Origin of the sequence: Vibrio sp. 10N.286.49.C3, assembly GCF_041469545.1 — a bacterium.
Classification (GTDB): Bacteria; Pseudomonadota; Gammaproteobacteria; order Enterobacterales; family Vibrionaceae; genus Vibrio; species Vibrio tasmaniensis_A.
In genome coordinates this window covers 58,053-84,608 of sequence record NZ_JBFRKT010000025.1, presented here as the reverse complement: position 1 = coordinate 84,608, position 26,556 = coordinate 58,053, and the positions used below count along the sequence as shown (strand labels likewise).

The 26,556-nt window shown below is 42.6% G+C and carries 22 protein-coding genes and 1 pseudogene; 14 read left to right on the top strand and 9 right to left on the bottom strand.

Annotated features, from left to right (window positions below; all coding sequences use genetic code 11):
- The first annotated feature begins 146 nt into the window (after positions 1-146).
- Both AB4180_RS12145 and AB4180_RS12140 read left to right on the top strand, forming a co-directional pair.
- The gene (locus AB4180_RS12145) at positions 147-638 is read left to right on the top strand and encodes a hypothetical protein (RefSeq protein WP_017099651.1); all 492 of its coding nucleotides are present in this window, start codon (positions 147-149) and stop codon (positions 636-638) included.
- 23 nt (positions 639-661) lie between these two features.
- Positions 662-952, top strand: a complete 291-nt coding sequence (locus AB4180_RS12140; protein ID WP_133151482.1) for a hypothetical protein — start codon at positions 662-664, stop codon at positions 950-952.
- 192 nt (positions 953-1,144) lie between these two features.
- Here AB4180_RS12140 and AB4180_RS12135 read toward each other — a convergent pair.
- Positions 1,145-1,847: pseudogene (locus tag AB4180_RS12135) on the bottom strand (IS110 family transposase); the annotation flags it as partial.
- Between the two features lie 259 nt (positions 1,848-2,106).
- On the opposite strand from AB4180_RS12135, the gene AB4180_RS12130 reads away from it, so the two are divergent.
- The 6 genes from AB4180_RS12130 (at position 2,107) to AB4180_RS12105 (ending at position 7,091) form a co-directional block, all read left to right on the top strand.
- Positions 2,107-2,268, top strand: coding sequence for a hypothetical protein (locus AB4180_RS12130; RefSeq protein ID WP_017053110.1), 162 nt, complete (start codon positions 2,107-2,109; stop codon positions 2,266-2,268).
- Between the two features lie 97 nt (positions 2,269-2,365).
- Positions 2,366-4,021, top strand: coding sequence for an SgrR family transcriptional regulator (locus AB4180_RS12125; protein WP_017103371.1), 1,656 nt, complete (start codon positions 2,366-2,368; stop codon positions 4,019-4,021).
- A gap of 68 nt (positions 4,022-4,089) precedes the next feature.
- The gene (locus tag AB4180_RS12120; protein ID WP_102249576.1) at positions 4,090-4,716 is read left to right on the top strand and encodes a LysE family translocator; all 627 of its coding nucleotides are present in this window, start codon (positions 4,090-4,092) and stop codon (positions 4,714-4,716) included.
- 88 nt (positions 4,717-4,804) lie between these two features.
- Positions 4,805-5,470 carry a glutathione S-transferase N-terminal domain-containing protein gene (locus tag AB4180_RS12115; RefSeq protein WP_017053113.1) on the top strand — a complete coding sequence of 222 codons (666 nt, stop codon included), beginning with the start codon at positions 4,805-4,807 and terminating at the stop codon, positions 5,468-5,470.
- A 327-nt stretch (positions 5,471-5,797) separates the two neighbouring features.
- Positions 5,798-6,091: a hypothetical protein gene (locus AB4180_RS12110; RefSeq protein ID WP_241909260.1), complete on the top strand. Its 294-nt coding sequence runs from the start codon at positions 5,798-5,800 to the stop codon at positions 6,089-6,091.
- 517 nt (positions 6,092-6,608) lie between these two features.
- Positions 6,609-7,091: a tetratricopeptide repeat protein gene (locus AB4180_RS12105; RefSeq protein ID WP_017103369.1), complete on the top strand. Its 483-nt coding sequence runs from the start codon at positions 6,609-6,611 to the stop codon at positions 7,089-7,091.
- A gap of 572 nt (positions 7,092-7,663) precedes the next feature.
- On the opposite strand, the gene AB4180_RS12100 is transcribed toward AB4180_RS12105, so the two are convergent.
- Complete coding sequence (locus AB4180_RS12100) at positions 7,664-8,548, bottom strand: LPD25 domain-containing protein (protein ID WP_102249575.1); 885 nt, start codon at positions 8,546-8,548, stop codon at positions 7,664-7,666.
- A 1,360-nt stretch (positions 8,549-9,908) separates the two neighbouring features.
- Between AB4180_RS12100 and AB4180_RS12095 the strand changes: the two genes are divergently transcribed.
- Both AB4180_RS12095 and AB4180_RS12090 read left to right on the top strand, forming a co-directional pair.
- Positions 9,909-10,211, top strand: a complete 303-nt coding sequence (locus tag AB4180_RS12095) for a helix-turn-helix transcriptional regulator (RefSeq protein WP_009848316.1) — start codon at positions 9,909-9,911, stop codon at positions 10,209-10,211.
- The gene (locus AB4180_RS12090) at positions 10,195-11,508 is read left to right on the top strand and encodes a HipA domain-containing protein (protein ID WP_102249574.1); all 1,314 of its coding nucleotides are present in this window, start codon (positions 10,195-10,197) and stop codon (positions 11,506-11,508) included. The genes AB4180_RS12095 and AB4180_RS12090 overlap by 17 nt, the downstream gene beginning before the upstream one ends.
- Positions 11,509-11,647: 139 nt before the next feature.
- On the opposite strand, the gene AB4180_RS12085 is transcribed toward AB4180_RS12090, so the two are convergent.
- The 4 genes from AB4180_RS12085 to AB4180_RS12070 all read right to left on the bottom strand — a co-directional run bounded on the left by AB4180_RS12085 (position 11,648) and on the right by AB4180_RS12070 (position 17,240).
- Positions 11,648-13,528, bottom strand: a complete 1,881-nt coding sequence (locus AB4180_RS12085) for a RimK/LysX family protein (protein ID WP_102249573.1) — start codon at positions 13,526-13,528, stop codon at positions 11,648-11,650.
- A 305-nt stretch (positions 13,529-13,833) separates the two neighbouring features.
- Positions 13,834-14,643: a M15 family metallopeptidase gene (locus tag AB4180_RS12080; protein ID WP_102249572.1), complete on the bottom strand. Its 810-nt coding sequence runs from the start codon at positions 14,641-14,643 to the stop codon at positions 13,834-13,836.
- Between the two features lie 98 nt (positions 14,644-14,741).
- The gene (locus AB4180_RS12075) at positions 14,742-15,470 is read right to left on the bottom strand and encodes a DUF429 domain-containing protein (RefSeq protein ID WP_102249571.1); all 729 of its coding nucleotides are present in this window, start codon (positions 15,468-15,470) and stop codon (positions 14,742-14,744) included.
- Between the two features lie 57 nt (positions 15,471-15,527).
- Positions 15,528-17,240, bottom strand: coding sequence for a bifunctional 2-polyprenyl-6-hydroxyphenol methylase/3-demethylubiquinol 3-O-methyltransferase UbiG (locus AB4180_RS12070; RefSeq protein WP_102249570.1), 1,713 nt, complete (start codon positions 17,238-17,240; stop codon positions 15,528-15,530).
- Positions 17,241-17,509: 269 nt separating this feature from the next.
- Here AB4180_RS12070 and AB4180_RS12065 point away from each other — a divergent pair, with 269 nt between their 5' ends.
- From AB4180_RS12065 to AB4180_RS12050, 4 genes are all read left to right on the top strand, one after another.
- Entirely contained in the window at positions 17,510-18,448 is a 939-nt protein-coding gene (locus AB4180_RS12065; protein WP_102249569.1) for a hypothetical protein, read from the top strand.
- Positions 18,449-18,645: 197 nt separating this feature from the next.
- Positions 18,646-19,413: a 1-acylglycerol-3-phosphate O-acyltransferase gene (locus AB4180_RS12060; RefSeq protein WP_102249568.1), complete on the top strand. Its 768-nt coding sequence runs from the start codon at positions 18,646-18,648 to the stop codon at positions 19,411-19,413.
- Between the two features lie 147 nt (positions 19,414-19,560).
- Positions 19,561-20,901, top strand: a complete 1,341-nt coding sequence (locus AB4180_RS12055) for an MBL fold metallo-hydrolase (RefSeq protein WP_102249567.1) — start codon at positions 19,561-19,563, stop codon at positions 20,899-20,901.
- Between the two features lie 471 nt (positions 20,902-21,372).
- The gene (locus AB4180_RS12050; protein WP_009848307.1) at positions 21,373-22,920 is read left to right on the top strand and encodes a sodium:alanine symporter family protein; all 1,548 of its coding nucleotides are present in this window, start codon (positions 21,373-21,375) and stop codon (positions 22,918-22,920) included.
- A 176-nt stretch (positions 22,921-23,096) separates the two neighbouring features.
- Here AB4180_RS12050 and AB4180_RS12045 read toward each other — a convergent pair whose 3' ends face one another.
- The 3 genes from AB4180_RS12045 to AB4180_RS12035 form a co-directional block, all read right to left on the bottom strand.
- Positions 23,097-23,690, bottom strand: coding sequence for an acetate uptake transporter (locus AB4180_RS12045; RefSeq protein WP_010440610.1), 594 nt, complete (start codon positions 23,688-23,690; stop codon positions 23,097-23,099).
- Between the two features lie 87 nt (positions 23,691-23,777).
- Positions 23,778-24,572 carry a hypothetical protein gene (locus AB4180_RS12040; protein WP_017098063.1) on the bottom strand — a complete coding sequence of 265 codons (795 nt, stop codon included), beginning with the start codon at positions 24,570-24,572 and terminating at the stop codon, positions 23,778-23,780.
- A gap of 142 nt (positions 24,573-24,714) precedes the next feature.
- Positions 24,715-26,427: a chitinase gene (locus AB4180_RS12035; protein ID WP_102249566.1), complete on the bottom strand. Its 1,713-nt coding sequence runs from the start codon at positions 26,425-26,427 to the stop codon at positions 24,715-24,717.
- Positions 26,428-26,556: the final 129 nt, after the last annotated feature.

Genomic DNA, 26,556 nt, shown 5'->3' with positions numbered 1-26,556 from the left:
TTTTAAAATGGGATTGACAGGGACAGGACAGAACAGACTTTTGATGCAGATAGTGACATTTTTGGTCTGAGACCAAGATTAGCGTCAAATTTGATCTTGGCTTTTTGGTTTGAGATAATTGGATTTCAAAATTAAGGCATATCTCCATGAAAATATTAATTTTTTTGTTATTTGTAACTCTATCATCATTAGCTCATGCGGATTGGAAAGTTAATAACTGGGAAGGCTCTGGTAATGTAAAAAATGCTGAGTCTTACTCTCTATATAAAAATATCAAAGTTGTTATGGAGTGTAATGCTGGTTCTGCGAAAGCTACTCAGTTAACGATTGAGCCATATTTAGCTTATGAACCAGGTAGGTATGAAACCAAAGTTACGTCTTATCATGTAAATGATTTTTTTGGTAATAAACTGGCGAAACCAAAATTTTCATATTTTGATGTGGTATCAGGAAGTGAGAGGTATCGTCATATATACGTTTTTACCAACTCTGATCTCAACAAGTTAAATGGTGAAGATGCTATGGGGTTTGAGGTGAAAACTTATATTGGTAAATCATCTGATTATCTAAATGTATGGTATTCATTAGATGGTTTTAAGCGTGCATATCAAACATTGAATTGTGATGGTTCTCATTGATAATAAACTTTATATGAGGGTATATGAGCGAATATGAAAGATTAGAAAATGAAAAAAGAAATGGCTGGAGTAAATACAACAACTCAAATCACTCATCTGAAGAAAGATATGAAGGGGCAATGATTGTTATTAGTTGCCACTTTCAACGTTCTGTTAACGCCAATCCAGAAAGGCACATAAGATTTAATGAATATGTGAGCAGTTGGTTGTCGGCTAATCAGAGTCACTTTCAAGAAGTAAGATCAAAGCTATTGAGAGAGTACCCACCATTAAGTCATTCACATTTAGAGTGTGGAACGTCATATTTTACATAACGGCACTTAATACGCACCTAAACCAATACTTTTGCTAGTGCGATGCTACTCATCGCACTAGCTCTTCACAAGTAGATTTGACATACCCCTAGTTATTGATGGTTTTCTAATTTAGCAAAAGTACTGGCAAGGTTTTGTCCAAAAACAAGTTAACTCGTTGTCTGTGGCGCATTCAAACGCAGACTTTCTCGCCTAGAAATTGTAATCCATATAACTTAAATTTTGCTCCGTTTGGGTGTGTAATAGCGACCAGATAGTTCGAGCATTCTTTGCTGCAAGAGCGACAATAACTCGGTTCATTCCTCGTCGTTCCAACACACCTCGACACCACTGACTGAGCCTGTCTTGTTTATCAACTAGATTAGCAATGACCGTTCTAGCACTATAGCCGAGTAAGGTGTGTAGATACTAGTCTTCGTGTCTGGTAACCCTGCCCAATCTGGGTTTGCCGCCGGTTGAATACTGCGTCGAAACTAACCCTAGCCAAGCGGAAAAATCTCTGTTTTTCACAAACTGAGAGCCGTTGCCAATAGAGGCCAGAATAGCCGTTGCTGTTTGTGGGCTAATTCCTCTGAGCTTCATGATCTGTAGAACATTATCACTGACCTTTGAAAAGGCATCGAAGACTTGCTCGGTATCCGCAATACGTTAGTTAAGTTGTTCAAGGTGATAGTACGCGTCAGCAATAACAGTTCGATCTAAGTGTGGAAGTTCGTTTTCAGCATCTTCCAGCGTGAGGGGAACTGGTTTCATTAAAGAAAATCGTCCGCCCGTAATAATGAGACCGAATTTAGACAGTAACGCTCGAATACTGTTCATTAGAGTAGTACGTTCACGTACCCAATACTTACGCACGATGAACAGAGTCAGGAGATTTGGTAGGAACAAAGCGGGTTACGTAACCTTTGAGCCCCATGTTGGCAAGCCTACCTACGTTTGCTCTGATGAAGATGTAGTGTCGATTGCTAATATTGAATGTGACTGGGATTGATCTACCTCTACGTGTTTATTGAATTAGTTGGTTTGGTGGCAGATGAAAAATAGAGCCTTCCTTTATTAATTAAAAGATGAACTATTCACAGTAAAGCGAACGTTATTACTTCGGGTTTATTCACTGATAATAGCGACATGATCCCCTGCTGTGTGAGTGAACCATGAATCCATTAGATTACACCTTCTATACTTTAAATGCGAAACAGTACTTACCAGAACAACCTCAAACGATGACAGTGATACAAACTCAAAGCCGTCCGCGTTTATCTGGTATAGTTTTCTTGGTGGGCTTCTTAGTTGGTCAGCTCGTCCACCTATATTAAACTCGGACTCTGAGATGACAAAAAGAACAATTTTACGTTATTTCGTCAAGTGTCAGAGTGAGCCGTCGTATCTAATGAACATATTTTTGAGGTTGACATGGTAGGTTCTCAGTCGTTGTCTACGAGTCATCTACAACGCTTAAAGCAACTCGAGAAACATTTTTTTCGCAATGAAACTTATGATGTCGATATCGTCACCCTTGCCGAAATTCTGGTCTGTTCAGAAAGGTACGTGAGTAAGCTAATGGCTGCCTTTGAGAGTTTTGGGCTTATCCATTGGGCTGCGGGCCAGGGACGTGGCCATCGTTCTAAACTGACACTACTCAAAAGTTTTGAGGCCTCACTGCTGACTCAGTTAGAGCAAATGGCTCGGTCTGGCAGAATGAATCAGGCATTTCGGCTAGCCACTCAATTTGGCGAAGTCCACCTGTTTCAAGATCACATACCTCTCTGGTTAGGGGACGCACAACAGGAACTGAAAAAGCAGAACACTTTAATGTATTTAGTGCCATATATGCTGCCTGAATGGCATCCACATTTGGCACAGTCCGCTCGTTCTATTTTATTGATCGAAAGCGTGTTCGATACCTTAGTGCGCTATGACCCCATTCAAAATGATATTGTGCCTCACATCGCACACCAATTTCATTTCAGCGACAAACAAATCCGTCTTCGCATTCGCACTGACATAATGATGCACAATGGAGAAGCGCTGACACCGGAGCTGGTCAAAAAAAATATCGAGATGCGTCTCAACACGCCTCACCCATATCAAATTTTATTTCGCCATGTCGAGCGGATTGACATAGATAAACAGTGGGTCATTTTCTCTATGCGTCAATCTGACCCAGTTTTGCTTCATTTATTAGCCGATTCTCACAGTGCGATTTTTGATTATCAGGCATCAAAACCTATCGGGTGTGGAGCATATCGGGCCGAAAGTCTGGAAAAACAGTATTGGAGTTTGGTTCGTAACAACCACTATTTTGGCTTTGGTGGCCATATTGAACGAGTAGAGTTTTGGTGTAGCGATGCACAACCTCAAACGCCTATGCACGTGGCAGAACTGCTCTATTGCGAATCTCAACCCGCTCAGCCACAAAAAGTCGATCGCAGTGGGTGTACTGTTTTTCAGTTTCATCATCATGCAAACGCCTTGTCCGCTCAAGAAAGAGCCTGGCTTGTTCATCATAGTCGACGTTTTACGCTTGATGGCCCAAAAAGATCAGCGAACAGCGTGATGGATTGCCATCAAGACAAGGGATTTCACTTGTTCAATCACGACATGAAACTGCCGGCTCGCCCGGTGGTCATTGAAGTGGTAGACAGTCATATGAGGGAGTTGCAACCTTTGCTTGATGCGTTGTCTCAAAAAGGGGTTATTTGGCAGGTATATCTTCAAGGACAGTCTCAAGATGTGGCTGTTGATGTCTCTTACGACTGTTACGTATTTGGCGACGACCTGACGTTCCAGTATTACGAATGGCTACTTTGCGGCAATGTGTTTAGCCTATGTTTGCCTGAACGTGGAAAACAAAGCCTATTAACCTTTATTGATATGCTCATGCAGGAAAGTAACGACAGTGAGGAATTTCTGCACAAGCTGTATCGAGCGGAGGATTGGCTTATTCAGAACTATTATTATTGCCCTCTCTGGCGCAATCATTTCACCGTCACTCGAGCGGACAATTTGTATGGCACAGAAACAAACAATATGGGTGTCATGTCTCTGGTGAATATGTGGTTGGAGTAATCGCTGGTATGGTAGTGTTTGAGTGGCAATTTTGTTTGCAGTGTTTAACGGATAATTAAGGATAGAAAATGGATTTTAACGTTTGGCTCAGTTTTGTCGCAGCCTCCCTCATTCTTACCGCAACACCGGGGCCTAGCATATTTTTAGGTATTGCACATGCACTGAGATATGGTCATAAACGTGTGTTATATACCGCCCTTGGGGATATCTCTGCTAACTTTATTCAAATGGTGTTAGTTGCCTTGGGTTTAGGAGTCATCCTTGCGAGTTCGGTAATGGCATTTACTGTCATTAAAGTCTTTGGTGTCATGACCTTGGTTTACATGGGGCTAAAAATGCTCCTCGTTAAACCCAAACAAGTTGAGCGCTTAGACCTCAACGACTCGGATTTGCAGGCCTCGAACAAAAAGTTGTTCTATTCTGGCTTTTTAGTCGCCGCTGGTAATCCCAAAGCCATCATATTCTTCTCTGCTTTTTTTCCGCAATTCATCAACCCTGACTTGCCAGTGTTACCTCAACTGATGGTGATGTGCCCAACCATGGCATTTCTTGATTTCAGCTTAGTAATGTTTTATGCATTTTCGGCCAGGCGCATTGTTAATGCGAGCAGACTATCTCTTAACACTGTGACCAAAGGAAGTGGTGCTTTACTGCTCGGAGCCGCAGGTATTCTAGCAGTTAAAGAACCCACTTAATCTCGACTGAGAACCGCGTTCAAGATTGAACACACTGTGCCCAGCACAACCATTACACCTATTTAGCAACTCTCGGAGTAAGACACTTATGATCACTTTTTACGAACTGTGTGGGGACGATGGCTTAAAATTCAGTCCTTATTGTTGGCGAACGAAAATGTGCTTGATACACAAAAATATAGCGTTTGATACCACTGACCTATCTTTTGTCGACCTTCAGGCTAAGTTTAAGGGGCAATTTTCTACACTCCCCGCCATCAAAGATGGTGAAACGGTACTCTCTGATTCGTTTAACATCGCTGATTATCTTGAGGCTCACTACCCTGAATTACCCTCATTATTTGGCGGTAAAAAAGGGCGTTTAATGGCACTTTTTTTCCATGAGTGGGCAGCATCATTACATTCGGACATTGCCAAAATTGCCATCTTCGACATTTACTGCAAGCTTAAAGATCGAGATAAAGAATACTTTCGTTCCTCTAGAGAGAAACACTTTCAGGACAGCTTGGAAAATGTACAAAACAACAACCAAGATTTAGCAAAGGCCGATTTACTCAAAAAAATGAGAGTACTGGAATCTTATTTAGCTAAGACACGATATTTATCGGGCGATGCGCCCATGTATTCAGACTATATCGTCTATGGAACGTTGAAGTGGCTGCTGTCTACGAGTAACGCTTTCACAGAGGAAATGCTGACTAACCATGTTTTAAAGTGGTATGACTGCCTAGATAGGATTGGCACTGGAATTTAAACATGCTTAAGACAGCGACGGAAATGTGAACGCATCGCATAGTTTCATGTTCAAGCTTTGCATCAAGTGAGATCGTTGATAATTTTTCGCACATAGGATTTGGCTATACAAGGAGCTAGTTTTAAGTCGGGGGCGTTAAAACCTTACCTTAACGATAAGTATGACAATACAGAGAGTAAGACGATGGGAGGGTTATACTTAGATGTCAGCGCTCAAGTTTTCGATTACGTATTCATCGAAGGAAAAGCAGATTTTCTCACTCGATTTAGTTCGGAGGTAGATAGTTGGTAAGCCGGCGGAGGACTCATTGGGCGTTTGGGAGGGGTAATGGCAAGTTCTTTATCCTGTGGCGCAGTAAACTATCGTGCTGATAGTGATTACAGTTCACCATATTCCAAGCATGGAACATACTGTCAAGCGATGGTTAGAAAACAAATAGCTAATCATTGGCAGATGGGAGTTTCCTATCAGCATGATTTCTTAGATCTAGCAAGAGATGAGTTCAAGTGGAATAACGTCTTTCAATTCGGCTCAGTGTCTGGCTTAGTCGCAAATTTAGAATATGCAGAGCGTGAGAAAGCGGAAGTGAGCTATGAGCTTGGGTTGCAGTTCTCATTTTAACGTATGCGCATCGCAATAATTAACGTCATTATAGATCTGAATATTGGGGCTATAGTAAGCTAGACTTAGCCACCGCTTGAAAATCATCTCTATATAAAATCGTACCTATATCCGAATATTGTAATACTGAGACATTGGTATCATATTCTTCTAATATGTACTTTAACTCGTACATGATCGATATGTATTGGGTACTAGAGTCTAAAAACCAAGAAATTGCATTTCGTGGCCATGATTTTTCTTCAAATGGTGGGCAAGGTAAAGAGGAATTGAGTTGAGAAAATATTTGTTCGATATGTTCTCTATGATATTCATGGAGTATTAGATCTTCCTCGAGCATTAATCTCGCCTGTGTAATGATGCCATGAGTATTCTGCAACTGTTTTTCTTCATTATTGCTAGCGATAAATCTAATGTACATAACCTTGTTACTCTTTGGGTTAGTTAGTGCCTAAATTAATATAAGACGGACAGAATTCTTGAAACTGTAGCATAGTTAATGGGAGGTAACACACGTATGAGAACAAGAATAAATGAAGCTATCTTGCTGAGAAAAAAAGGGAGCTATAAAGAGTCTCGTCAGTTATTACGCACGGTGTTAGCGAATTCCTCCTATGCGCCTTCCGCGCATTTGAATATTGCTTGGTCCTACGATAACGAAGGTAAAGAACAACAAGCTGTAGAGCACTATCGGTTAGCATTAAAGGGGCTGCTTTCACCTAACGAGCGATTTGATGCTTTGTTTGGTTTAGCGAGCACTTACAGAAGCCTCGGTTGTTATGGAGATGCGCTGGATTACTTTCAACAAACGATTACCGAGTTCCCAAGTAATTTAGAAGCTCAGCCTTTTTACGCGATGTGTTTATATAACTTAGGTAGACATAAGGAGGCAACCGCTTTGCTTCTTAATTTGTTGGTATCGACAACTGATAATCAGTCAATAAAAGAATACCAAAGAGCAATACTGCTGTATGCAGAAGACCTTGATAAAAAGTGGTAAATATTGCGTTCCTACGTATATTTGTTCGTCTAACCGTGGAGTAGACACAATAGCGAGGTTCTAGTCATGAATTCTAAGGTTTTGGATCTCGATAACTGATTAACTGCTGTTTCAGCCCTAAAAGAGAGAGGCTAAGGTTTCGACTTATCATGAAAGAGAGTGGTGTCAATCTGATGATATGGATAAATAAGTGGCAAACCTACCTCCACTTTCACCTAGGTATCGTGTAAAAAATCTTGATCAGCTTTCTTTTGGTTCTCAGCGTAAAACAGCACAAGAAAAATAGGGAGAAATCATCCTTGTCCTTGTCCTTGTGGAAGTGGAAGTGGAAGTGGAAGTGGAAAAAAATACAAACGATGCTGCATTTCGTAAAGATATAACTATTTCTTCTTTTATAGTATAGATGGGCTTTTGTGAGCTAGATTTTGACCAAACTCAGCTTATCCGAACTGCATGGCTTGGAGCATCAACTCTAAGCCATTTCTGTCCAACAATGTTTTAGAAAGGGGAATTAGTTCATGGAACGCTGATAACAAAAAAGAAAGTAGCAGCCGAGCTACTTTCAATTATACCTACCCCGTAATAGCCCACTCACCGAATGGAACATTGTGAGCCTTTATCGTATTCCCTAAGAGAACTTTCCTCACTTGCCAACCGTGGCGAATGTAATCACGATCAGATAGAAAGTAACCATCTCCCGACCAATGGGGCTGTCTGTGTTCTAAGCTCTGATTTTTATCATGTAGAAACTGAGTATCTGAATGGCTCAAACAAGCCTTTCTTAGTTCAGGGAACAGATTACGAGTATGCTTTGACCATGCAAGGATAATGGTTCTTACGGTTTTGGTTTGATGGTAACCACCAAAAGGATCGCTGTTGTCAGAATCGTATTCAGTAACGGTGGCAACAATCACCGATTTCGCCCAATCAGGTACAACGAGGTCGTCCTGAAATTCTTGTTCTTTTTGACGATAAAGCTCTAAGGCTTGTTGCTGCTCTATTCGTTTAAGCTCCTCTTGCTTTTGTTCTTCAGCCTTAGCGTTTGCTGTGGCTTCTTTTGCTTTATGCCGTGCAATTAATATTAGTTGTTGATCAAAGCGGTACTGCTTTAACTGTTCAACGATTTTCTGGTAGTGATTAGCTGGTGGCCGCTTTTCTAGTTTAGCTTTGTATTGCTCTCTTTCGTCATATTCAATTATAGATAGGCAATGCTCAGCAAAGCCTTGGTCATTACCACCACAACCTAAATCAAGACGACACTCATAGGTATCTTGATTAGAGAAACGGACACGCACATAAGTCTTATCGTAACCACCTACTGGATTGGTCAATGCGACAGACAAGGCTAGAGCTTCAAACTCAGCAAAAGGGTATTGGTGCTCTTGTTGAAATGAACGTGATTCAGAAGCCGTCACTTCTACAAATACAGGGATGATGTCATTTACTAGGGATTCCATTTTATTCTCCTTTGAATAAATTAGATTGGATATTCCCTAGAGTGATATATATGTGAAATTGTTTTAGATGGATAACACCACAAACAGAATGGCAATCCTTTTAATCAACCCAAGAAGACCACCAGCAAAATAATCACGAACAATAATAAAAATAATTAACATTCAACAAGAGGAGCTGAACTGACTGTTAAATTTCGGATTGGGGAACTGAACACAGAATCGTAAGCTTCATAATTGATCATTATCCAATAACGTACGATAGCGTTTTTTGCTTTCCTACCAACCACTTACCCAACCCTTTACCCAAAATTATTTTTTAAACCGATACTTAAATATAAAAATCATAAGGTTAAATGACAAATTCAGATTACGCCAGCCCACCAAACGTTTGGAAAGGGCCAACTCGAAAGAGTTGGCCTTTTTTTTATTTTATAGTCATCAATTATGCTATCGGTACTAAACGCGCTACCTTTCAATCACAGGGTGACGCACGGTGTAAAGTGCTTTTGATTCCCATGACTTTAGTTTCGAACCATCTCATACGTTTCAAAGTCAGTATTTCCAATTAACTTTTGTGTGGCATATTTGATCTACTTACGTACAGCCATCACCTTACCCGCACAGATAATCACTAATCGCAGAAGAACTTAGCCACAGAACGAATAAAGGCTGGTATCCACCTTCTTGCAATGCCTCTTTAAAGCCAAAGGCTTTGATTATCCCCTGCAAGGTATAAAGTTATATATATCCCTTTGTTGGGATAGCACGGCCAATATCCTCTATGGGGATCAAACCTCATAATATGAAATGACAACTTGTGATTTATAGCCCACAACAATTAGCCAGTACTTCATTGCTAATACGCAAAAAATAAATGGACTCAGTTCGAAGTGGCAAAGAGAGTCGCATAAAGCAAGCTACCATTTCTAACTTTGAAACTAGACCAGATAAAGCCACGCTCTCTACCATGTTTAAAATCATTCAAGCCTTAGATCTGACAGTAAAGGTTGAAACAAGAAGTGAGAGCAAGACAATGTTGTAATGCCTTTGTATTACACACAATACTTGAACGACCACCTTAAGGTTCCGATAGAGAGTTAGCCATACTTTAGGTATCTCAAAGCCCCATGGCTTTGAGTTTTCTATTGTTCTTTCATTACATAAAGTAAATCACATTAGACTTTTAATAAGATCGCCAAGTTTGTAAGCATAAAAGCTCACTACTGTAGACTTTTATGTGATAACTCAATGTATTCACCATAAAAGTGAACTTTAATAGACTTTTATTTAAAATCTACGTATAAATAATTTAAAAGTCTACTAAGACATACTTTATTGCATCATGCTATATGGAGGTTCTATGGTTAAGAAAGTAAAAGCAACTGAGTCACCAGATCTAAGCCAGGTGTTCACACCATCACTACTTGGTGAGGCGATCAAAGCAAAAAGAACTCAAAGTAAAATCACCCAGCAAGATGCAGCATTGCTTTCTGGTGTTTCAAAACAAACCTACATAAAAATTGAACAAGGCAGCTCCGATATTAAACTAACCTCTTTAATGAAAGTTGTGTCTGCTCTAGGAATAAAGATATCGATACAACCATGGCAAGACTTAGATGCTTCAGTCTCATCACAGGAGAAAGGTAATGACGTCTGGGTCTAATCAATACATCCTCGATATAGTCTATAGCCAGCAAGTCATAGGCAAACTATCACTGAGTAAAGAAAGTGATGCTCTATCTGTAATCTACAAGCAAGATTGGATTGATAATGGGTTTCCCATATCGCCACACCTTCCATTTAACTCTGATATACCATCAGTCAATATCAGGAGGTTCTTACAGAATTTGCTCCCTGAAAATAAAGGGTTAGATTATTTGATCGACTTTCTTGGCGTATCACGTTCAAACGTATTTGCACAAGTTGGTGGTATTGGAACAGATACATCAGGTGCAATGATGTTCTTATCTGAAGGTGTTTCTCCAGTTCAAACTGAAACCTCTTTCAACCCAATCAACGATAGTGAATTAATTAAGAAACTATCTGACCCTGAGCTTTGGTATTTAGAAATATGGGAAGGAAAACCAAGACTATCAGTAGCGGGGGTTCAATCTAAGCTCAACGTTTTATCTATCGATGGAAACTTAGGGTTTGGAGAGGGTGAACTATGCTCAACTCATATTGTGAAGTTCGAAAAAAATGACCAACAACACCTTGTCATAAATGAATTTGTGACGATGAAGTTAGCGAAGCTAGTTGAACTAGATGTTGCTGATGTTGAGTTGCGGTATTTTGACCAATTTCCAGCCTTAATTGTAGAGAGATTTGATCGAAAGCTATTTAGCTCAACAAGTGTGAAACGAAGGCATATGATCGATGCCTGTCAAGCTTGTAACCTAGGTGTCGATAGAAAGTATGAACGAAACTTAGGTAAACAAAGAGATGTCAGTCATATTCGTGATGGTGTCAGCTTCACCCAACTTTTTTCGGTAACAGAGCAATGTGAAAACCCATTAGCGGCAAAACTAGCGATCCTAAAGTGGGCAATGTTCAATCTCTGCATTTATAACGCAGATGCACATGGCAAAAACTTCAGTTTCTTTGTCCAAAAATCGGGCTTAACACCAACGCCACTTTACGATCTAGTCAATGTAAGGATGTACCCTGAATTTGAGCAGGATCTTGCGATGGCAATTGGGGATGAATTTGACTCAGATTCTATTAATGCCTACCAACTTGTAGAGTTTGCTGACGATTGTGGTATTTCACCAAAATTGCTTCAACAGAGCCTAGTAAAGATCGCAAATGACATTATAAACAACATTGATGATGCTATATCTCTCGTCACTCCTACTTCTGATTCACAATTACCTTATTTAAACCGATACCGTGAAATCGTTGTGGTTAGATGTAAGCACTTCCTTAAACAATCACCACTCATCACTGAAATTGAGCTTTAACTTATAGATAAGCTATCTAATCAGAATATAGAAAGCACAAAGAGCAAAAGCTCTTTGTGCTTTCTACTTGATAATTAACGCAGCCAGTTCAGTTACTGATGAGGAAGTTGAACCGATAGAAATTAGATAAATTTAGGTGTTACTCCATATCGCCCAGTAAGTAATCTTCATCGCTACTCACTACTGCGCCGTGCTTTAAGAAGTTCTTACCTAGGATCATGCTGTATTCAAAGCGAGAGCGATCTTGAAGGTTTACCCTCACCTCTTTCTCTAGGTCACCCAACTTCACCTTCATTTCTACCACTGGGCGAATGTTCACCTTCTCGCCTTTCTTAGCTTTAATGCGCATTACATCAATCACAGGCTTAGTGAAGTCTTGCTTATCGCCTTGGTTGTTTTGATAGGTAAAGCTCACCATGTCTTGGCCGTCTTTCTTAAATCGTTTGATGTTGACTGCGTTCATTGAACTTACATCTGCGCCTGTATCCAACTTGGCAGGGAATGTCATGCCGTTGACTTCAACAACCTCGATGTGCCCGACTTTAAACAAAGGCTCCGATTTCAAAAGATAATCAGATCGAGTATTCACATATACCCCATCTTTCGCCATCTTCTTACCTAAAACAAAGTAGGCCTCTTTCTCATTACTGTTAAGTACATCGATAGCAAACTCTTGTTGGCGAACTTTACCAGCGCCCAAAAACTCACCACTTACAACCGGACGAGTATCATCACCGACCTTAAGCTTCTTAATAATTGACTTTGTTATCTTCTGCTTCTCACCATTTACATCTGTAAGATAAAATTCAACAGAAGCCTCTTTGCCTTTACCTGTCATTTCAAAACTGTCGACCTTCAGCAAAGGCGTGTTGACAGTAAATGAAGCAACAGCCTTCATAGGAAAACCATCTAATGTGATATCTTCTTCCGGTGAGATAATCAGTGGCTCAGTCTTTTTCGCGACCTCGCTGAAATTCTCAGATCCTTCAGAAAGAATATTTTCAGCGTTGGTATCAATCATGAAAAGTTCGCTTGCGGTGCTTGTACCAAATCTCAACTGTGACACGCTACTCGAGCGGTCACGTAGGTACACCAGAACGTCTTTGGTTGTGTTTTCATCGAGTTGGACTGGTACATATACCAGAGGTCTCTTTTTACCACTCACGCTTAACATACGAACTAATGGCAGTGTCATCTCTTTCTGTTTGCCATCGTTGTCGAACATATCAAACGTCACTTCACTGTTCTTCTTATCTACGTCGATGTCTTTTGCATGAAGAATACTGTAGCGATTCTTTAAGGAGAAGGTCGCGTTCATCGCCATTCCGGAGATAGACACCACCTCTTTACGGCCAACAACCGTCGCGTTTTCCTGCTCTTGCAAATAGTCGTAACCAGCAAACACTAAGGCGTTGTCAGCAAGAAAGGTTTTGCCGATCAGCACTGGCGCAGAGAAGTGACTTCTGTCCGTCAGGTTAACGTCTGTTTTTAATTCATGGTCCGCAATAGTCAGCGACATCTTAACCGTAGGGCGAAGCAAAGGCGTGCTGCTGGTGCGGCTGCGTATTATGCTGACACGCTCTAAAGGTGCTTCGATTAATACCATGTCACCCGTACGTGGGTTTTGAACCTTGAAAGAGACCACAGCTTCATATTTCGCAAAGGTGCTGCCATCCCAATCATCGTAATCAACATCAGAATTGTTCAACAGGTCTTCGGTTAACGCCGCCATCAACTCTTTGTCTTTGAGATTTTGGTAATCGGGATTAGAGCTCTTCACATGAATGTCTTCCGCATGCATAGAAGTGGTTTCCGCACCGGTATCAATTTTACCAATGAAAGGAACGTCTTTTAGCCCTTGAACGCTAGATAGGTACACGTTCTCAGTACGACCTAATACCGACTTACCATCGAGTTCGTAAGTCGGGTTTTGAGTGGTGTGTGAAGTGTCTGTAGCCAAAGAATATTGTGTAAAAAGTAGAGTGCTTAAAAGAGTTAGAGCCAAAGGTATCTTTTTCATTAGTTGGTCCGTTGTGATCAGTTCACTAATAATACTGGCGATTCGGCAAATAGTTCCCCCACCAGCAATGGTTCTCACATAACGTTAACGCTATGAGTTTTTCGATGACAAACCGATGACTTTGCGCTGCATTAGCTTATCGATTATTGACTAATGGATACCCAACAACCTGTTCAATACTCAGTGTTACATTGGAGAAATGAATACAAAAAAGGCCAACGACAAGCGCTGACCTTAGCTATTCAAAACACACCTGAAGCGAGTTTAACTTGCTAAAACACAAACGGTTCTAGATAAACATAGCACTAAAAAGTCCCGACTGTTTTCTTTGCACAGATAGCTCGAGCTTTTTCTGCGTTCTCACCTTTATTTTTGAGATAGCACTGTCGATAAGATTCGACGTAGCGCTCAAATAACACTTTGGCTTCAGGTTTGGGTTTAGAGAGCAGTTGATTGACGAACTTTCTTGAGCCGACCTCAAAATGCTGAGTATCGATTGGGCTATTCCAATCCCCTCCCCAGATAATAAAGCCATGATGAGCAAACAGCTCCACCACATCTTCTGCCATGCCTCGGCGTTCAATTTCATCACGCGCGCGAAAGCGAGTACGGTTCACATAGCGGGTTGCCGATTGTGATGGCTTGACCGTGATGGTTCCGTTTTTATCGAACTCTAAGAAAGGATTTTGAACTGGGTTGATGTCGATTGCCACACCATAGGCATGTTTCGACCAACCTCCTCCGCCGGTAATAGGACGAGCGTTAAACGCGCTACTGTTGTTCGCGTCCATTGAGGCGCTATCGTCACCTTTAAACTCACGCATTAGGCGAGCGGAATGAAGAGGAAAATTGCGCTGTTTAAGCTCTGAAAAGATTTGTTCAAGAGCTGGCGCAATAACATCAAGCACGATCATATTGCCCTGTTGCGTCTCCCCTTTGAAATTAATGAAATCGAAATCCACCTTAGATAGTCGCTCACAACCAACAGGCGCACCACTACTCAAGACATTGTTCTTTTTCATCATGTCGCATTGCCATTGAAATATAGGGGCAACTTGGGCATAACTCGCAACACTGAGCACAGTGGCCAGCCAGCCGACAATAAAACGTTTCATATCAAAGACTCAAAAATATTAAGAGTGAAAAGTAGCAGAGTTGGAAAATAGCAGAAGTTGGAAAATAGCATATTAAGCCAAGTTGAGCGCACGATTTGTTAGCGCGCTTTATTCCAATAGACAATCTCTCTAACTCGTCCGTTCTGATCCTTGTCAGCTTCTCCACCAACATCAGAAAGTTCAGGTAAGGTCGATAATTGCGGAGCGTAATAGGCAACCAACATAAGTACAAAAGCATCGTAAATATCATCTATCGCGACGTCTTTACGCTTGGTGGTTGAAATGGCCAACGACAAGCCGTCACACCATTGAGGGGCAAGTTGCTGAATAATAGAAAGCCGTTCCTCTTTGCCTTCTTGTGTTCGTTTGGAAAACATCAGCGGTTCGCCTTTCAAAGCTGCAAACACCACCTCAGGGTGTGATTCCCTGATAGAAAGATTGGGATGAGTTTCAATGAGCTCATCAAGCTCGCGGATCTTGGGCACAATTCCCCAAGTCTGTTTAGAAAATTTCTTATCAAGCTGCTCCACATTGGCACTGCACGCCGCAATGTAATCAGTTTGATAAACCGCCTCTCGGCACGGAACAGGAAACACGGAAGAACCACGCTTGCTGGTGAGAAAACGTCTTGCTGCTTTATCGCATAATCTATCTGGAGTAAGCGAATCGCTAAAGCCAATAGGCATATCGATTAATGTTGTTGATCCCGTAAGATCACCAACCAACTCATCGAGCGTATTTTCCACCTTAAACGCAGGTATCTCACTGTCAGAGATAATCCAAGCGATCCAACCGGCCTTGCAGCCATCAATTCCGATGTATTTCATTGTGCTCTCGATGATTAGTTTGTTGAGGGCTATTTGGGATAACTAGCCACTTAATGATCAGTGCCACTCATTAATTAACAGTCTGCTTTTCACGCCACGTACCTGTAAACCCATTGCATCGAACACCTCTTCGAAGTCTCGACACTGTGGTGGAATATTGGGTAAAGAAAGTGCTGCTTCAGAAAAGAATTGTTGTTCAAAATGAGCCGAATCGCTCCACGCCAATTGCCACCATTCGAGAATACGAAATTTAGACGCTCGAAGTTTTTCAGCCGTAGGAACTTTGTCACTTTTGCTTAGGTTCTCTTTGCTTGTGGTCGGAAAGAGGTTCCACTTGTCGTTATTCGGCCAATAAGCAAAAGGCAAGCAGTGATCAACGTGATACTCATTTTTTAATGATTTTCCACTCCAGACACTGACAATATCGGCACGTTCAGATCTAAGTTGTTCGACACGTTTACGCACATCGCGAGTATCGTGGTTTTGATCGATCCATACCAAGCAGTCGTGATACGTCTGTAGTGAGATACTTCGCTGTCGGTTCAACTCGAAACGCTGCATCTCCATGACCCATTGATTCACCACCAGCGGTTCAATCCAAGAGTGGTAGATTCTAAAGCACTCCCACAGGCTTTCATCGAGAGTGAAATAGCCAAAGCTTTCTAAGAACTCACTATCAATGACCAGTGATTCTCGGCTCTTCCGTCGTTTCTGAGGTGGGTATATATCGAATAGTCGGTTGTCTTTCGAGCCTTGATAAATGAAAGTCACAGGTCCTGATTTAATGGTACTGATCGTTTGTGAAAATAGCTTTTGTAGAGCCTTAGCTTCATCGCCGAGAAACATAGCGCCTATCGCTAGATCATCAGCACTTAAGTGTTTGAGTTTATTCCACCCATCCTCTTTTACAAACCCAAGTCCCTTCATTGTGTTGCTATTTTGCTGAATCCCGACGCCTTCTATGTCGATATCAATCAAACGCTTAAACTGCCTTACCCAATACAGAGCGACCAAGCCCACTGGTAGAGAAATTTTCCCATCAGTTCGATCAATCACAGCGCCTGAATGAGCATCCGCAATTCGCAGTAACGTTCTCAACAAAGCCAACTTGTATGTGGCCGACTTGTTGTCATTCACAATAATGTGGCGCACCTTGTTCAAATCACCGGAGCCATCGTCTGGCAATGTCATCACCACGGTTTGCCACCACACTTCACTGCGGTTCAATGTATCTTGGCTATCATCAACATGACGAACCAACAAGGCGCTGTTTTTTGATAAACGCTCGAGCTCTTCAATCGAGACTTCATAACCTTGTCGACTGTCTTGAAACTCCCCATGACGCAGAGTGATCACCAACTTGCCATTTGGAGCCAGCAAGTTAGACAATTTTCTAAATGCACGCTCTCGATGAGACGAGGCTAAATGCATCCATACTGCGCTCACCAATATCAAGTCAAAACGCATTCCGAGGTTTTCAGTGCGGCTAAGCGAGGGAAGTGAATCATCAATCCAGGTAACACTTGGGCTTGTATATTTAGAGCCTTGTTCACGTAATAAAGCACTTGGTTCTATCGCAATAACATCAGCTCCGGCTTTGTGCATCCATAGCGCATCACGACCACTTCCTGCACCAACATCTAGTACTTTATCACCCTCTAAAGGCCAATAAGCTTGCCAGCTTTTATGCACCGTCTCGAACGTCACTGAGTTGTACTGTTCACAAAGTGTGTGAGCATTTTTATCGTAAAAAGGAATCGATGAGGACATATGCGCTATTGGGGTAAGGAGTCTATCTCAATAGTAATGGGGAGCTAAGGCGATTGCTAGCAGCTCATGTAAGTTCAGCCACACCAATCAATATTTATCGTTAGTGACTGTTTTATATCAATATCCACCTAATGAGCTCATCAGGCGAGTCACATCACGAATCAGTTTCGTCAGCAAAACAAAAACAAACAAGGTGCAAGCTGACGCGCGAACAGGGATAATTGTTTTGATAATTAAACCAACCTCAAACCCCCAGCCGATAAAGACTAATGACCACATACTCGTACATAGACATCCCATTCAACCTGCGCCACACCTGTTGGTTTTGTGGTGAACCTTCCAATGATGTTGTTGAATTCCCTAAGACTGCACAAGCTATTGCCAAGATAGACTATTCACCGATTGCACTGCCAGCTTGTAAGGAGTGCGCGAGTGTTAGGTATGCAAAAGATCTAACTTCGATTTGGGCTGTGCGCGATCAGATAAAACACGCACTCATCGATAAGTACGCAAAGCACCTAGGCATCGGTGAAAATTGGACGGAGCAAGAGCTTATTGATTCTGATTTTTCAGGCTCGACGCTTGGCGGGTTTGGGCGCAGTGCTTGGAAGATGTATCAAATCGCCAAGCAACGAGTCGACTATAAAGGTTGGCCTTTATCGGTTGATGACATTGTAATCGAGGTCTACGACGAAACCAGTGGCTTTGAATTTGACGGTACTCGTTATGCTTCAATCAATTCGTGTATCGATTATTTCACCAAGGCTGCGGGCGTAGACAAAGAGCTGCTATCGCAACTTGTCGACATCGTTTCAACAGACCGTTTTAGCTACGCGCTTCGAATCGCCAAGCTGAATAAGAATGTCTCTAATACCAAACGCTCAGAGATCATCGAAGAGGTGTTACAGCAAGAGTCTGAACAAGAAGAAATACTGCTTGAACAAGCTAATTCACTGTTCAACCCAAATGTCGAAGAGGTCAGCATTTCAGGTTCGACGGCTCCGGTGTTCGCTATTCAATGGGCAATGATGAATAACGTTAAAGATTTAGCTCACCTTTGCGCGATCGAAGATGATTATTTTGACTATTTCGAGCACTTAGGAGGCCCAGCAGCTTTCATGTCTTATAACGGCCTACAACTCTATTTAGAGTCGCGTCAAGATCCTGAATGGATAGAAAAGTCGGATCCAAATAAACAATATTGGTGATCATTAACCATTACTGGTGAACACGTGTAAGCTCGATAAGTGTGTCAAACATCTATTGTTAGTCTTTGTTTTATATAAAGATCTAAAAATTACCACCTATAACAGTTAATTGTTGCAATTTGGTTAAATAGAGTGAAAACTTCAAGCATCTAAAACTATTTAATCACTGCAATCTTGCGGTGAGTAAGGAGTGAATTGTGCTTGCTGTTCTTCGTATTATTTTGGCTACGGTGTTTATTATTTTCACCACCCTCTGTGCTTTTGTTTACTGCTTGTTTAGCCCCAAGAACCCCAAGCATGTGTACGTTTTCTGTCGTTGGTTCAACCAGCTACAAAAGATCGTCGGTGTAAAACTGGTGCAGCGCGGCCTAGACAATGCGCCAACGTCAGAAAAAAGCGTCTACATCTCTAACCACCAAAGCATATTAGACTTTGTGACCGACCCAGGAATGCTAAGACCTCGCACTGTTTCATTGGGCAAGCGCGATTTGTTGTATGTGCCTTTCTTTGGTCTGCTGTATTGGATCACAGGTAACATCATGATTAACCGCGAAGATAAATCCAAAGCACGCGATACGATCAAGCAAGTGGCAGAAGCCATTCATCAGCGAGATCTGTCTGTTTGGGTTTACCCTGAAGGAACGCGCAGTAAAGGGCGTGGACTACTGCCATTCAAAACGGGCGCTTTTCGAATGGCGATTGAAGCTGGCGTACCTATCACCCCGATGTGTACCAGCACCACACACAATAAGATTGACCTCAACCGAGTTAATAATGGCATTGTGATCACCGAGATGCTTGAACCTATCGATGTATCTGGATACAAGATCAGCGATGCGAGAGAGCTAGCCAATCGCTGTCACGCACTCATGGCAGAGAAAATAGCAGAGCTTGATGCCGAAGTGGCTCGTTTAGAGGCTCAACAAAATCCAGAGCTGGATTCAGACCGTTCTTCTACGAGCTAACTCGCAACGAACCCACTGAGTCATCGCTCAGTTACTTAAAAAGACACTCAACGATCGCAACTCTCATTGTTCTTGTTTTACTTGCTGGCGCTTATCCGCACAATAAAAACAGGCGTTAATGGCTTTATAGAGTAATGGGAGTAAACGATGGAAGTGATTCACCATGGTGGCAAACATACTGTCACTGGATCTTGTCACGAGCTAAGAGATTCAGGCCAAGCGGTGCTCATCGATTGTGGCCTTTTTCAAGGAGAAGACACCCGCCCTCTTGATATTGAATTTGAAACGTCTCACCTTAACGCTCTGCTGCTGACTCATACTCACATTGATCATATTGGTCGATTACCTTGGTTGCTTGCCAGTGGCTTTAACCAACCAATTTATTGCACGCAAGCCACCGCAGAGCTCGCTCCTTTAATGATTGAAGATGGCTTAAAACTGCAAGGGCTCAGCAATAAACAATCAAAGCTGATACTCAAAAAGATTCATTCGTTGATAGCTCCCAAGCCTTACGGGGATTGGTTTCCCATCACGTCCACACAACAAAACAACGGAAAGGATCATCATAGGCCAAATACTCTGTATGCTCGTTTTCAACCTGCAGGGCATATCTTAGGTTCGGCCTATATAGAGATTAAGTTACCAAGCCAAGAGGTAGTGGTCTTTTCAGGCGACTTGGGCCCTAGTAACACGCCACTGCTGCCGGATCCAAAACCACCACAACAAGCCGACTATCTGTTTATCGAATCGACTTACGGCACTAGCACGCACGACGATATTGCTCCACGCTCTGAACGCCTCAAAGCAATTATTGACCGTTCGTTACTCGATGGTGGCGTCATCCTGATCCCGGCATTTAGTATCGGCAGAACACAAGAACTGTTGTTTGATATTGAAAACTTGATCTTTGAGCATCAACTCAGCGCCGATATTCCTATCATCCTCGATTCGCCTATGGCAGAGAAAGTAACGCGTTCATACCGACGCTTTAAAGAGTTATGGGGGCAAGAAGCAAAGCAGCGCCTTGAAGTGAAACGTCACCCACTCGCTTTTGAGCAATGCATTACTGTTGATGGGCATAGAATGCACAAGAAAATCGTTAACCGCCTCAAGTCGACAGGTGAACCCGCGATTGTGGTCGCAGCTTCTGGAATGTGTCAGGGCGGCAGGATAATGAACTACTTATCCGCTTTGCTTCCCGATAAACGGACGGATGTGATTTTAGCGGGCTATCAAGCACACGGAACGCTCGGACGAGAGCTGCAACAAGGCGAAATGCAGGTTTCTATTGATAACAAAGACGTTGAGGTTAATGCTCAAATTCATGGCATGTCTGGCTATTCTGCTCATGCCGATAAAGAGGATCTCAATCGATTTATAGAGGGCATCGCGACTCCACCAAAAGAGGTGCATTTGATTCACGGTGAGCCAAATACTCAGTCTGAGTTCGCTAAAGAATTACAGGCGCGAGGGTTCGTGGTTGTTTGAAACAGGCATCAAACTAGCTACTTTCACTCAGTAAACATGAAGGCCAGAATTATCGAGCCTTCAAAGGCACAGTTTCTTAGGCCTGCGAGATCACTCGATGCAGGTGATATATTCCAATCAAATTCATCTCACCACTCCTATATCAGCCGTTCATGCTAAGCAATTCTCACCGCTGTTTTACGCAATTTAGTCTCTTGTGCACACCTACCCTTCTTCTGCGCACCTCCCCACCCTTTTGTATTAATCACTATTTATTCACTTTGCAAAACACCAGGCAAAACAACCTGTTGCATAACAAGTTAAATAGAACGATTATCGAATTAGCACTAAGCATTAACAAACACCCTCTATAACTTGCTTTATGTCACAGTAATCCTAATGCGCAGTTAAATAATTTAACACTCGGGTTACAAGTGAAGTATTGTGTTGTTCGAAAAACAATCATAAGCAAAACTAACAGGGAAAATACTCATGCAGTCGTTCGTTGATTTTTTGAATGGAATAATCTGGAGCCCAGTACTTATCTACCTATGTTTAGGTGCAGGTTTGTTCTACTCCATCATGACTCGATTTGTTCAAATCCGTCACTTCTTTGAAATGTGGCGCTTGCTACTTTCGGGTAAAAGCTCATCAAAAGGCATCTCGTCTTTCCAAGCTCTTGCCGTTTCGCTATCTGGCCGTGTAGGTACAGGTAACATTGCAGGTGTTGCTGCCGCTATCGGTTTCGGTGGCCCAGGTGCAGTATTCTGGATGTGGGTGGTAGCTTTCTTTGGCGCGGCGACTGCTTACGCAGAATCTACGCTGGCGCAAATCTATAAAGAAGAAGATGAAGGCCAGTTCCGTGGTGGTCCGGCTTACTACATTGAAAAAGCAATGGGTCAGAAGTGGTACGCATGGATCTTCGCTATCGCGACTATTTTTGCATGTGGTATTTTGCTTCCAGGTGTTCAGTCAAACAGTATAGGTAATGCTGTAGAAGCTGCGTTTGGCTCAGGTGATATGATTGAAACAGCTATCGGTACATTCAGTTTCGCTAAAATTTTCACTGGTACTGTTGTTGCTATCATCCTTGCTTTCATCATCTTTGGTGGTGTTAAACGTATCGCGAACTTCACACAAATTGTCGTTCCATTCATGGCGTTGGCTTACATCATCATCGCATTCGTTATCATCCTACTAAACATCAGCCAAGTTCCTGTTGTTTTCGGAATGATTCTGGGGGATGCATTCACTCCTATGGCAGGCTTTGGTGCTGCAATCGGTTGGGGTGTTAAACGTGGTGTTTACTCAAACGAAGCAGGTCAAGGTACGGGTCCTCACGCGGCAGCCGCGGCAAGTGTTGATCACCCAGCTCAGCAAGGTTTGGTTCAAGCGTTCTCTATCTACATTGATACTCTTCTAGTATGTTCTGCTACAGCGTTCATGATCATCATCACTGGTGCCTACAACGTTCACGGCGGCGCTGAAGGTGTATTCCTTGTTCAGAACCTAGCAGCAAACATCGGTGCGAATGGTCCCGTATTTACACAGCTTGCTATTGAAAGTGCACTGCCAGGCATTGGCAAGCCATTCATCGCATTTGCTCTGTTCTTCTTCGCATTTACAACGATTCTTGCTTACTACTACATCGCAGAAACGAATATTGCTTACCTACGTCGTACCATCAAGATCCCTGGCATGATGTTCGTACTTAAGCTTGTTCTTATTAGTGCCGTTTTCTATGGCACCGTTAAAACAGCAAACCTTGCATGGGCAATGGGTGATGTGGGTGTTGGTTTGATGGCATGGTTAAACATCGTTGGTATTCTGATCATCTTCTTCATGTCTAAGCCTGCGCTTAAGGCTTTAGCAGACTACGAAGAACAACAGAAACAAGGTGTGACTGAGTACACATTCAACCCTGTAAAACTAGGCATTAAAGGTGCAACTTACTGGGAAGAGAAGTACAAGCGTAAAACAGGTAAGTCTCCTGAATCTGAAGTTGCAGACAGTAAACCTGTAGAGCAACCTTCAGCTTAAGCTTACCTTAGCAAATAGATCGCTTTAACTCGCGCTATTAATAACGCATAAAAAAGGGGTTAGCCATTTCGGCTAACCCCTTTTGTTTTGTTCATAAAAATCGCAGTTTATAACGAGCTCATTACTTATAACGAACTGACTGCTTATAACAAACTAACTGTTCCCAAGCTAGAGCGTTAAGCTGCGATTTCTTGTGTTGCCATTTGAGGCGCTTTTTTCTCACCGATTGGCAGTACTGTGCGGCCATATTCGTTGTTGATTACTTGTGCCATTGCAAAGTAGATAGCTGACGCACCACAGAAGATACCTTCAAAACCAGCGATAGTACCGATCAGTTCGCTGCCAGTGAAATCACGAGCGGCAAGTAGGAAGAACAAAATAGTAAGTGAACCAAATACTACTTGTTTCGCTACTGGGTAGCATAGAGAACCAATGAACATGAAGCCAGTGAAGATGCCCCATAGTAGTAGGTACCAACCCATAAACGCTGCTGGACTTGCTGGTAGGCCCATGTAAGGCATTACGATTAAACCAACCAAAGATAACCAGAATAGACCGTAAGAAGTAAACGCAGTTGTACCGAACGTGTCACCACGTTTGAAACACATTGTGCCCACGATAACTTGGCTTAGACCACCGTAAAAAATACCCATAGCAAGAATCATTGAATCGATTGGAAAGAAACCTGCGTTATGGATATTAAGAAGTATAGTAGTCATACCGAAACCCATTAGGCCAAGTGGTGCCGGGTTCGCCAGTTTTGTTGACATTTTGCGCGCCTTTAAAAAAAGTTAATAAAATTTGTACGCAAATTTTAATCCGAACGGCATAAAAAGATAGATCGCTAAATCGCAATCTTAGATTGCATCGTTCGCCAGTTCGGCTTTCGTGATGATTTCAAGTATCTCGCCAACTCGTTTAGGGCTTTGTTCCATCAAGACCGCTTGAACCTCGGGCTTTACACACGCTAACCACTCTCCCGAAGGTTCTTGGTTAAACTTATCCATTGGGCCCATACTTTGGCTCCATGCACCACGGATATCAACCGTATCTTTGTGGCCATCGTTGGTCGTAAAATATGAAAATTCAAAGGTTGTCGCATCGACAGATGTGATTTGGCCAGATGCCCCCCACGGCGCAGAAAGTTCGATCATAGGACCGATAGGATAGCTTTCACCTTCAATTTCTACAGAAGTTGCTTCACCAATGTAAATTTGAGCGTTATTGGCTGACTCTGAGACAGTGAAAGGTAATGATGTTGATACAGAATTAGGACCTTGAGGCGCAGCTTGCTTTAATAAGAATTGAACGATTGACGGGTATGCATTAACAGCAGCATCAACTTCCCCAACAGACTCCATACAGCCTTCGTAATTCATAATGCCTGTACTATCGACACCTTTAATTAAAGCGCCTTCAAGTGTTTGAATAACATGAATTTGGTTACCTTGTTCCTCTATAGACGTGATTTGGCCTACAGGACTTTTTAATACTTGATAACGCTGAGCAACAATACCTTCAGAGCTCGTTTCAAAACTCAAACTGCCATAATTACCCCAGCCCAAACTTTGCTCGAGACCTGACTGCGGCGTACTGTTACACCCAGTAACTCCAGTTACCAATAACGCAAGAATAGATAGCTTTAACTTCATTTTAATTGCCCTGTAATCAAATTATTCACGAACACAGTTTATCGATAAATGGAAAGCACTACTGTAATAGAAAGTAAGGGAAGTGTCGTATAACTGTCACTGAACAAGCAAGCCTCTTATAACAGAGGCTTGCTTAGTTTAATTATTTACAGCTAATTTCATCCCAGAACCAGTTCGATTGAACAGGGCTTTCCCAGACACCTGGACCGTTTTTAGCTACGAAGCACTTGCCATTATGTGTCACCTTGTCGCCATTGCTCACTTGGCTAACACCCGCTTGCCATGTGACAAACACCGATGGATCAACAACGACAGGCGGCTCAGTCACAGGTGGTTCAACCGGTGTTGGGTCTACCGGAGCAGGATCGACAGGTGCAGGGACAACTGGCGATGGATCTGTCACTACGGGTGGTGTTGGTTCACCCGCTACAGATTTCCAAGGGCCGCCATTGGCAGGATCATCCCCTTGAGTCCACCATTTAGCTTGGTAAGTCGCACCGTTGTGAGTGACTTGGTCGCCAGCATTGTAAACTTTACTCGCACTCCAACCGTTACCTCCGGGGTTAGTACCAGGGTCAACCGGATCAAGCTTATCGACCACTTTCACTTCAGGCCAGCTCGCATGTGATCCATAAAAATTGGTCACACACTTCTCGTAATCTCCGGCCACCAATGCTGAATAAGCGGTTTGGAAACCAACAAGCTCACACTCAAATGAATATCCTTCTGGGCGGTCTGCGTAGTATTTCCAGTTACCGTCCCAGTTGGTGTACAACACATCAGTCGCACCATTCAAGTTCAAGCTTCCGTAAGGCGTTTGCTGCCAGCATGTATTGGCTTCATCCGCTTCTACAGGGATCAGATAATGCGCAGCTAACCCTTCCCAATAACGAATTCGGTTAACTGGTTGGCCTTTGTCTTTGTTCTGCTCACCACACTCGATACCACCATTAATTACGTTGATTGTGGTACCAAACCCATAGCCAATTCCCGCATCCAACTCACGCTGAGAGGGTGTCCAAGTGCGGTCAATAACGTGCAGCATTGCTGGTTTAGGAGCTTGAGGTGTAAGGAAGAACCAGATAGCAGAAGCCAAGTTCAACCATGAATCAGCAACCAAACCTGGGTTATTCAATAGAACCGTCGCATCACCATCGAACATCACTTCCGAGAACGCACCGTAGTTAAAATGGTAAGAAAGCTGTTTAGCACCACGTCCAAAATAACCCTGACCTGCCGCACATGGCCATCGTGCATTCTGCCAATCGTTCTGGCCACAACCGGTGGTGTAACCCTCTTGGCCTTCAGACCAACCCATTTCACGAACATGCACCAGCGCTTGCTGCCACTCTTCTAGAGCTAATGGGTTATCAGAGGTGTTATCTATTGCGATGTGCCCACCTGTTTCTTGAGCGAAATGAGCAAAGGCCGTGATGATGGATTTTTTACAGATGGCGTCTGAATCTCGACCATCAGTGTACTCTCCACAGAAGGCTGGGAATTTTCCAATCGCGCGTAAGAAGCGAGTATAAGTGTACTCTGGTGCTGCCATCTGAGTGAGGAAGTCCCATTCAGATTGAGGGAATACACGCTCGACTCGTTTCACGTTTTCAGGATTCGAGGTTAAACCCGGCTCAATCGCTTCAACAATACTATTGGGACGAGTTTGTAATGCTTGTGACCAGATCGCATACATAGGATCGGATGTTTTCGCTTGTTCAGCAGCTTGTAATGCCGACTTTTCAACAAGGTAGCCATTCGGGTTTTGCGGATCAGGTTGAATGTTCAAAGACGCGTAACTGTGTGCTGCTAAAGTGCAGCCAACTACTGTCGCCAAATATTTGATTTTTAACATGATGGATTCTCTTATCTGTCCTTAATAAGTCCATCAAAGAGTATGTGGCGCATGGGAAATGAGCTAGTCGTTACCATGTGAATTTATAAAAAGTGCGAGTGACACTTTTATGTATCCTTCAACACAACA

Excerpts from the sequence above, each read along its gene's own strand:
- AB4180_RS12035 (WP_102249566.1), bottom strand. The coding sequence starts at position 26,427 with ATGTTAAAAATCAAATATTTGGCGACAGTAGTTGGCTGCACTTTAGCA.
- AB4180_RS12040 (WP_017098063.1), bottom strand. The coding sequence starts at position 24,572 with ATGAAGTTAAAGCTATCTATTCTTGCGTTATTGGTAACTGGAGTTACT.
- AB4180_RS12115 (WP_017053113.1), top strand. The coding sequence starts at position 4,805 with ATGATCACTTTTTACGAACTGTGTGGGGACGATGGCTTAAAATTCAGT.
- AB4180_RS12080 (WP_102249572.1), bottom strand. The coding sequence starts at position 14,643 with ATGAAACGTTTTATTGTCGGCTGGCTGGCCACTGTGCTCAGTGTTGCG.
- AB4180_RS12140 (WP_133151482.1), top strand. The coding sequence starts at position 662 with ATGAGCGAATATGAAAGATTAGAAAATGAAAAAAGAAATGGCTGGAGT.
- AB4180_RS12145 (WP_017099651.1), top strand. The coding sequence starts at position 147 with ATGAAAATATTAATTTTTTTGTTATTTGTAACTCTATCATCATTAGCT.
- AB4180_RS12050 (WP_009848307.1), top strand. The coding sequence starts at position 21,373 with ATGCAGTCGTTCGTTGATTTTTTGAATGGAATAATCTGGAGCCCAGTA.
- AB4180_RS12105 (WP_017103369.1), top strand. The coding sequence starts at position 6,609 with ATGAGAACAAGAATAAATGAAGCTATCTTGCTGAGAAAAAAAGGGAGC.
- AB4180_RS12100 (WP_102249575.1), bottom strand. The coding sequence starts at position 8,548 with ATGGAATCCCTAGTAAATGACATCATCCCTGTATTTGTAGAAGTGACG.
- AB4180_RS12075 (WP_102249571.1), bottom strand. The coding sequence starts at position 15,470 with ATGAAATACATCGGAATTGATGGCTGCAAGGCCGGTTGGATCGCTTGG.
- AB4180_RS12130 (WP_017053110.1), top strand. The coding sequence starts at position 2,107 with ATGAATCCATTAGATTACACCTTCTATACTTTAAATGCGAAACAGTAC.
- AB4180_RS12070 (WP_102249570.1), bottom strand. The coding sequence starts at position 17,240 with ATGTCCTCATCGATTCCTTTTTACGATAAAAATGCTCACACACTTTGT.
- AB4180_RS12085 (WP_102249573.1), bottom strand. The coding sequence starts at position 13,528 with ATGAAAAAGATACCTTTGGCTCTAACTCTTTTAAGCACTCTACTTTTT.
- AB4180_RS12045 (WP_010440610.1), bottom strand. The coding sequence starts at position 23,690 with ATGTCAACAAAACTGGCGAACCCGGCACCACTTGGCCTAATGGGTTTC.
- AB4180_RS12110 (WP_241909260.1), top strand. The coding sequence starts at position 5,798 with ATGGCAAGTTCTTTATCCTGTGGCGCAGTAAACTATCGTGCTGATAGT.
- AB4180_RS12125 (WP_017103371.1), top strand. The coding sequence starts at position 2,366 with ATGGTAGGTTCTCAGTCGTTGTCTACGAGTCATCTACAACGCTTAAAG.
- AB4180_RS12095 (WP_009848316.1), top strand. The coding sequence starts at position 9,909 with ATGGTTAAGAAAGTAAAAGCAACTGAGTCACCAGATCTAAGCCAGGTG.
- AB4180_RS12065 (WP_102249569.1), top strand. The coding sequence starts at position 17,510 with ATGACCACATACTCGTACATAGACATCCCATTCAACCTGCGCCACACC.
- AB4180_RS12090 (WP_102249574.1), top strand. The coding sequence starts at position 10,195 with ATGACGTCTGGGTCTAATCAATACATCCTCGATATAGTCTATAGCCAG.
- AB4180_RS12055 (WP_102249567.1), top strand. The coding sequence starts at position 19,561 with ATGGAAGTGATTCACCATGGTGGCAAACATACTGTCACTGGATCTTGT.
- AB4180_RS12120 (WP_102249576.1), top strand. The coding sequence starts at position 4,090 with ATGGATTTTAACGTTTGGCTCAGTTTTGTCGCAGCCTCCCTCATTCTT.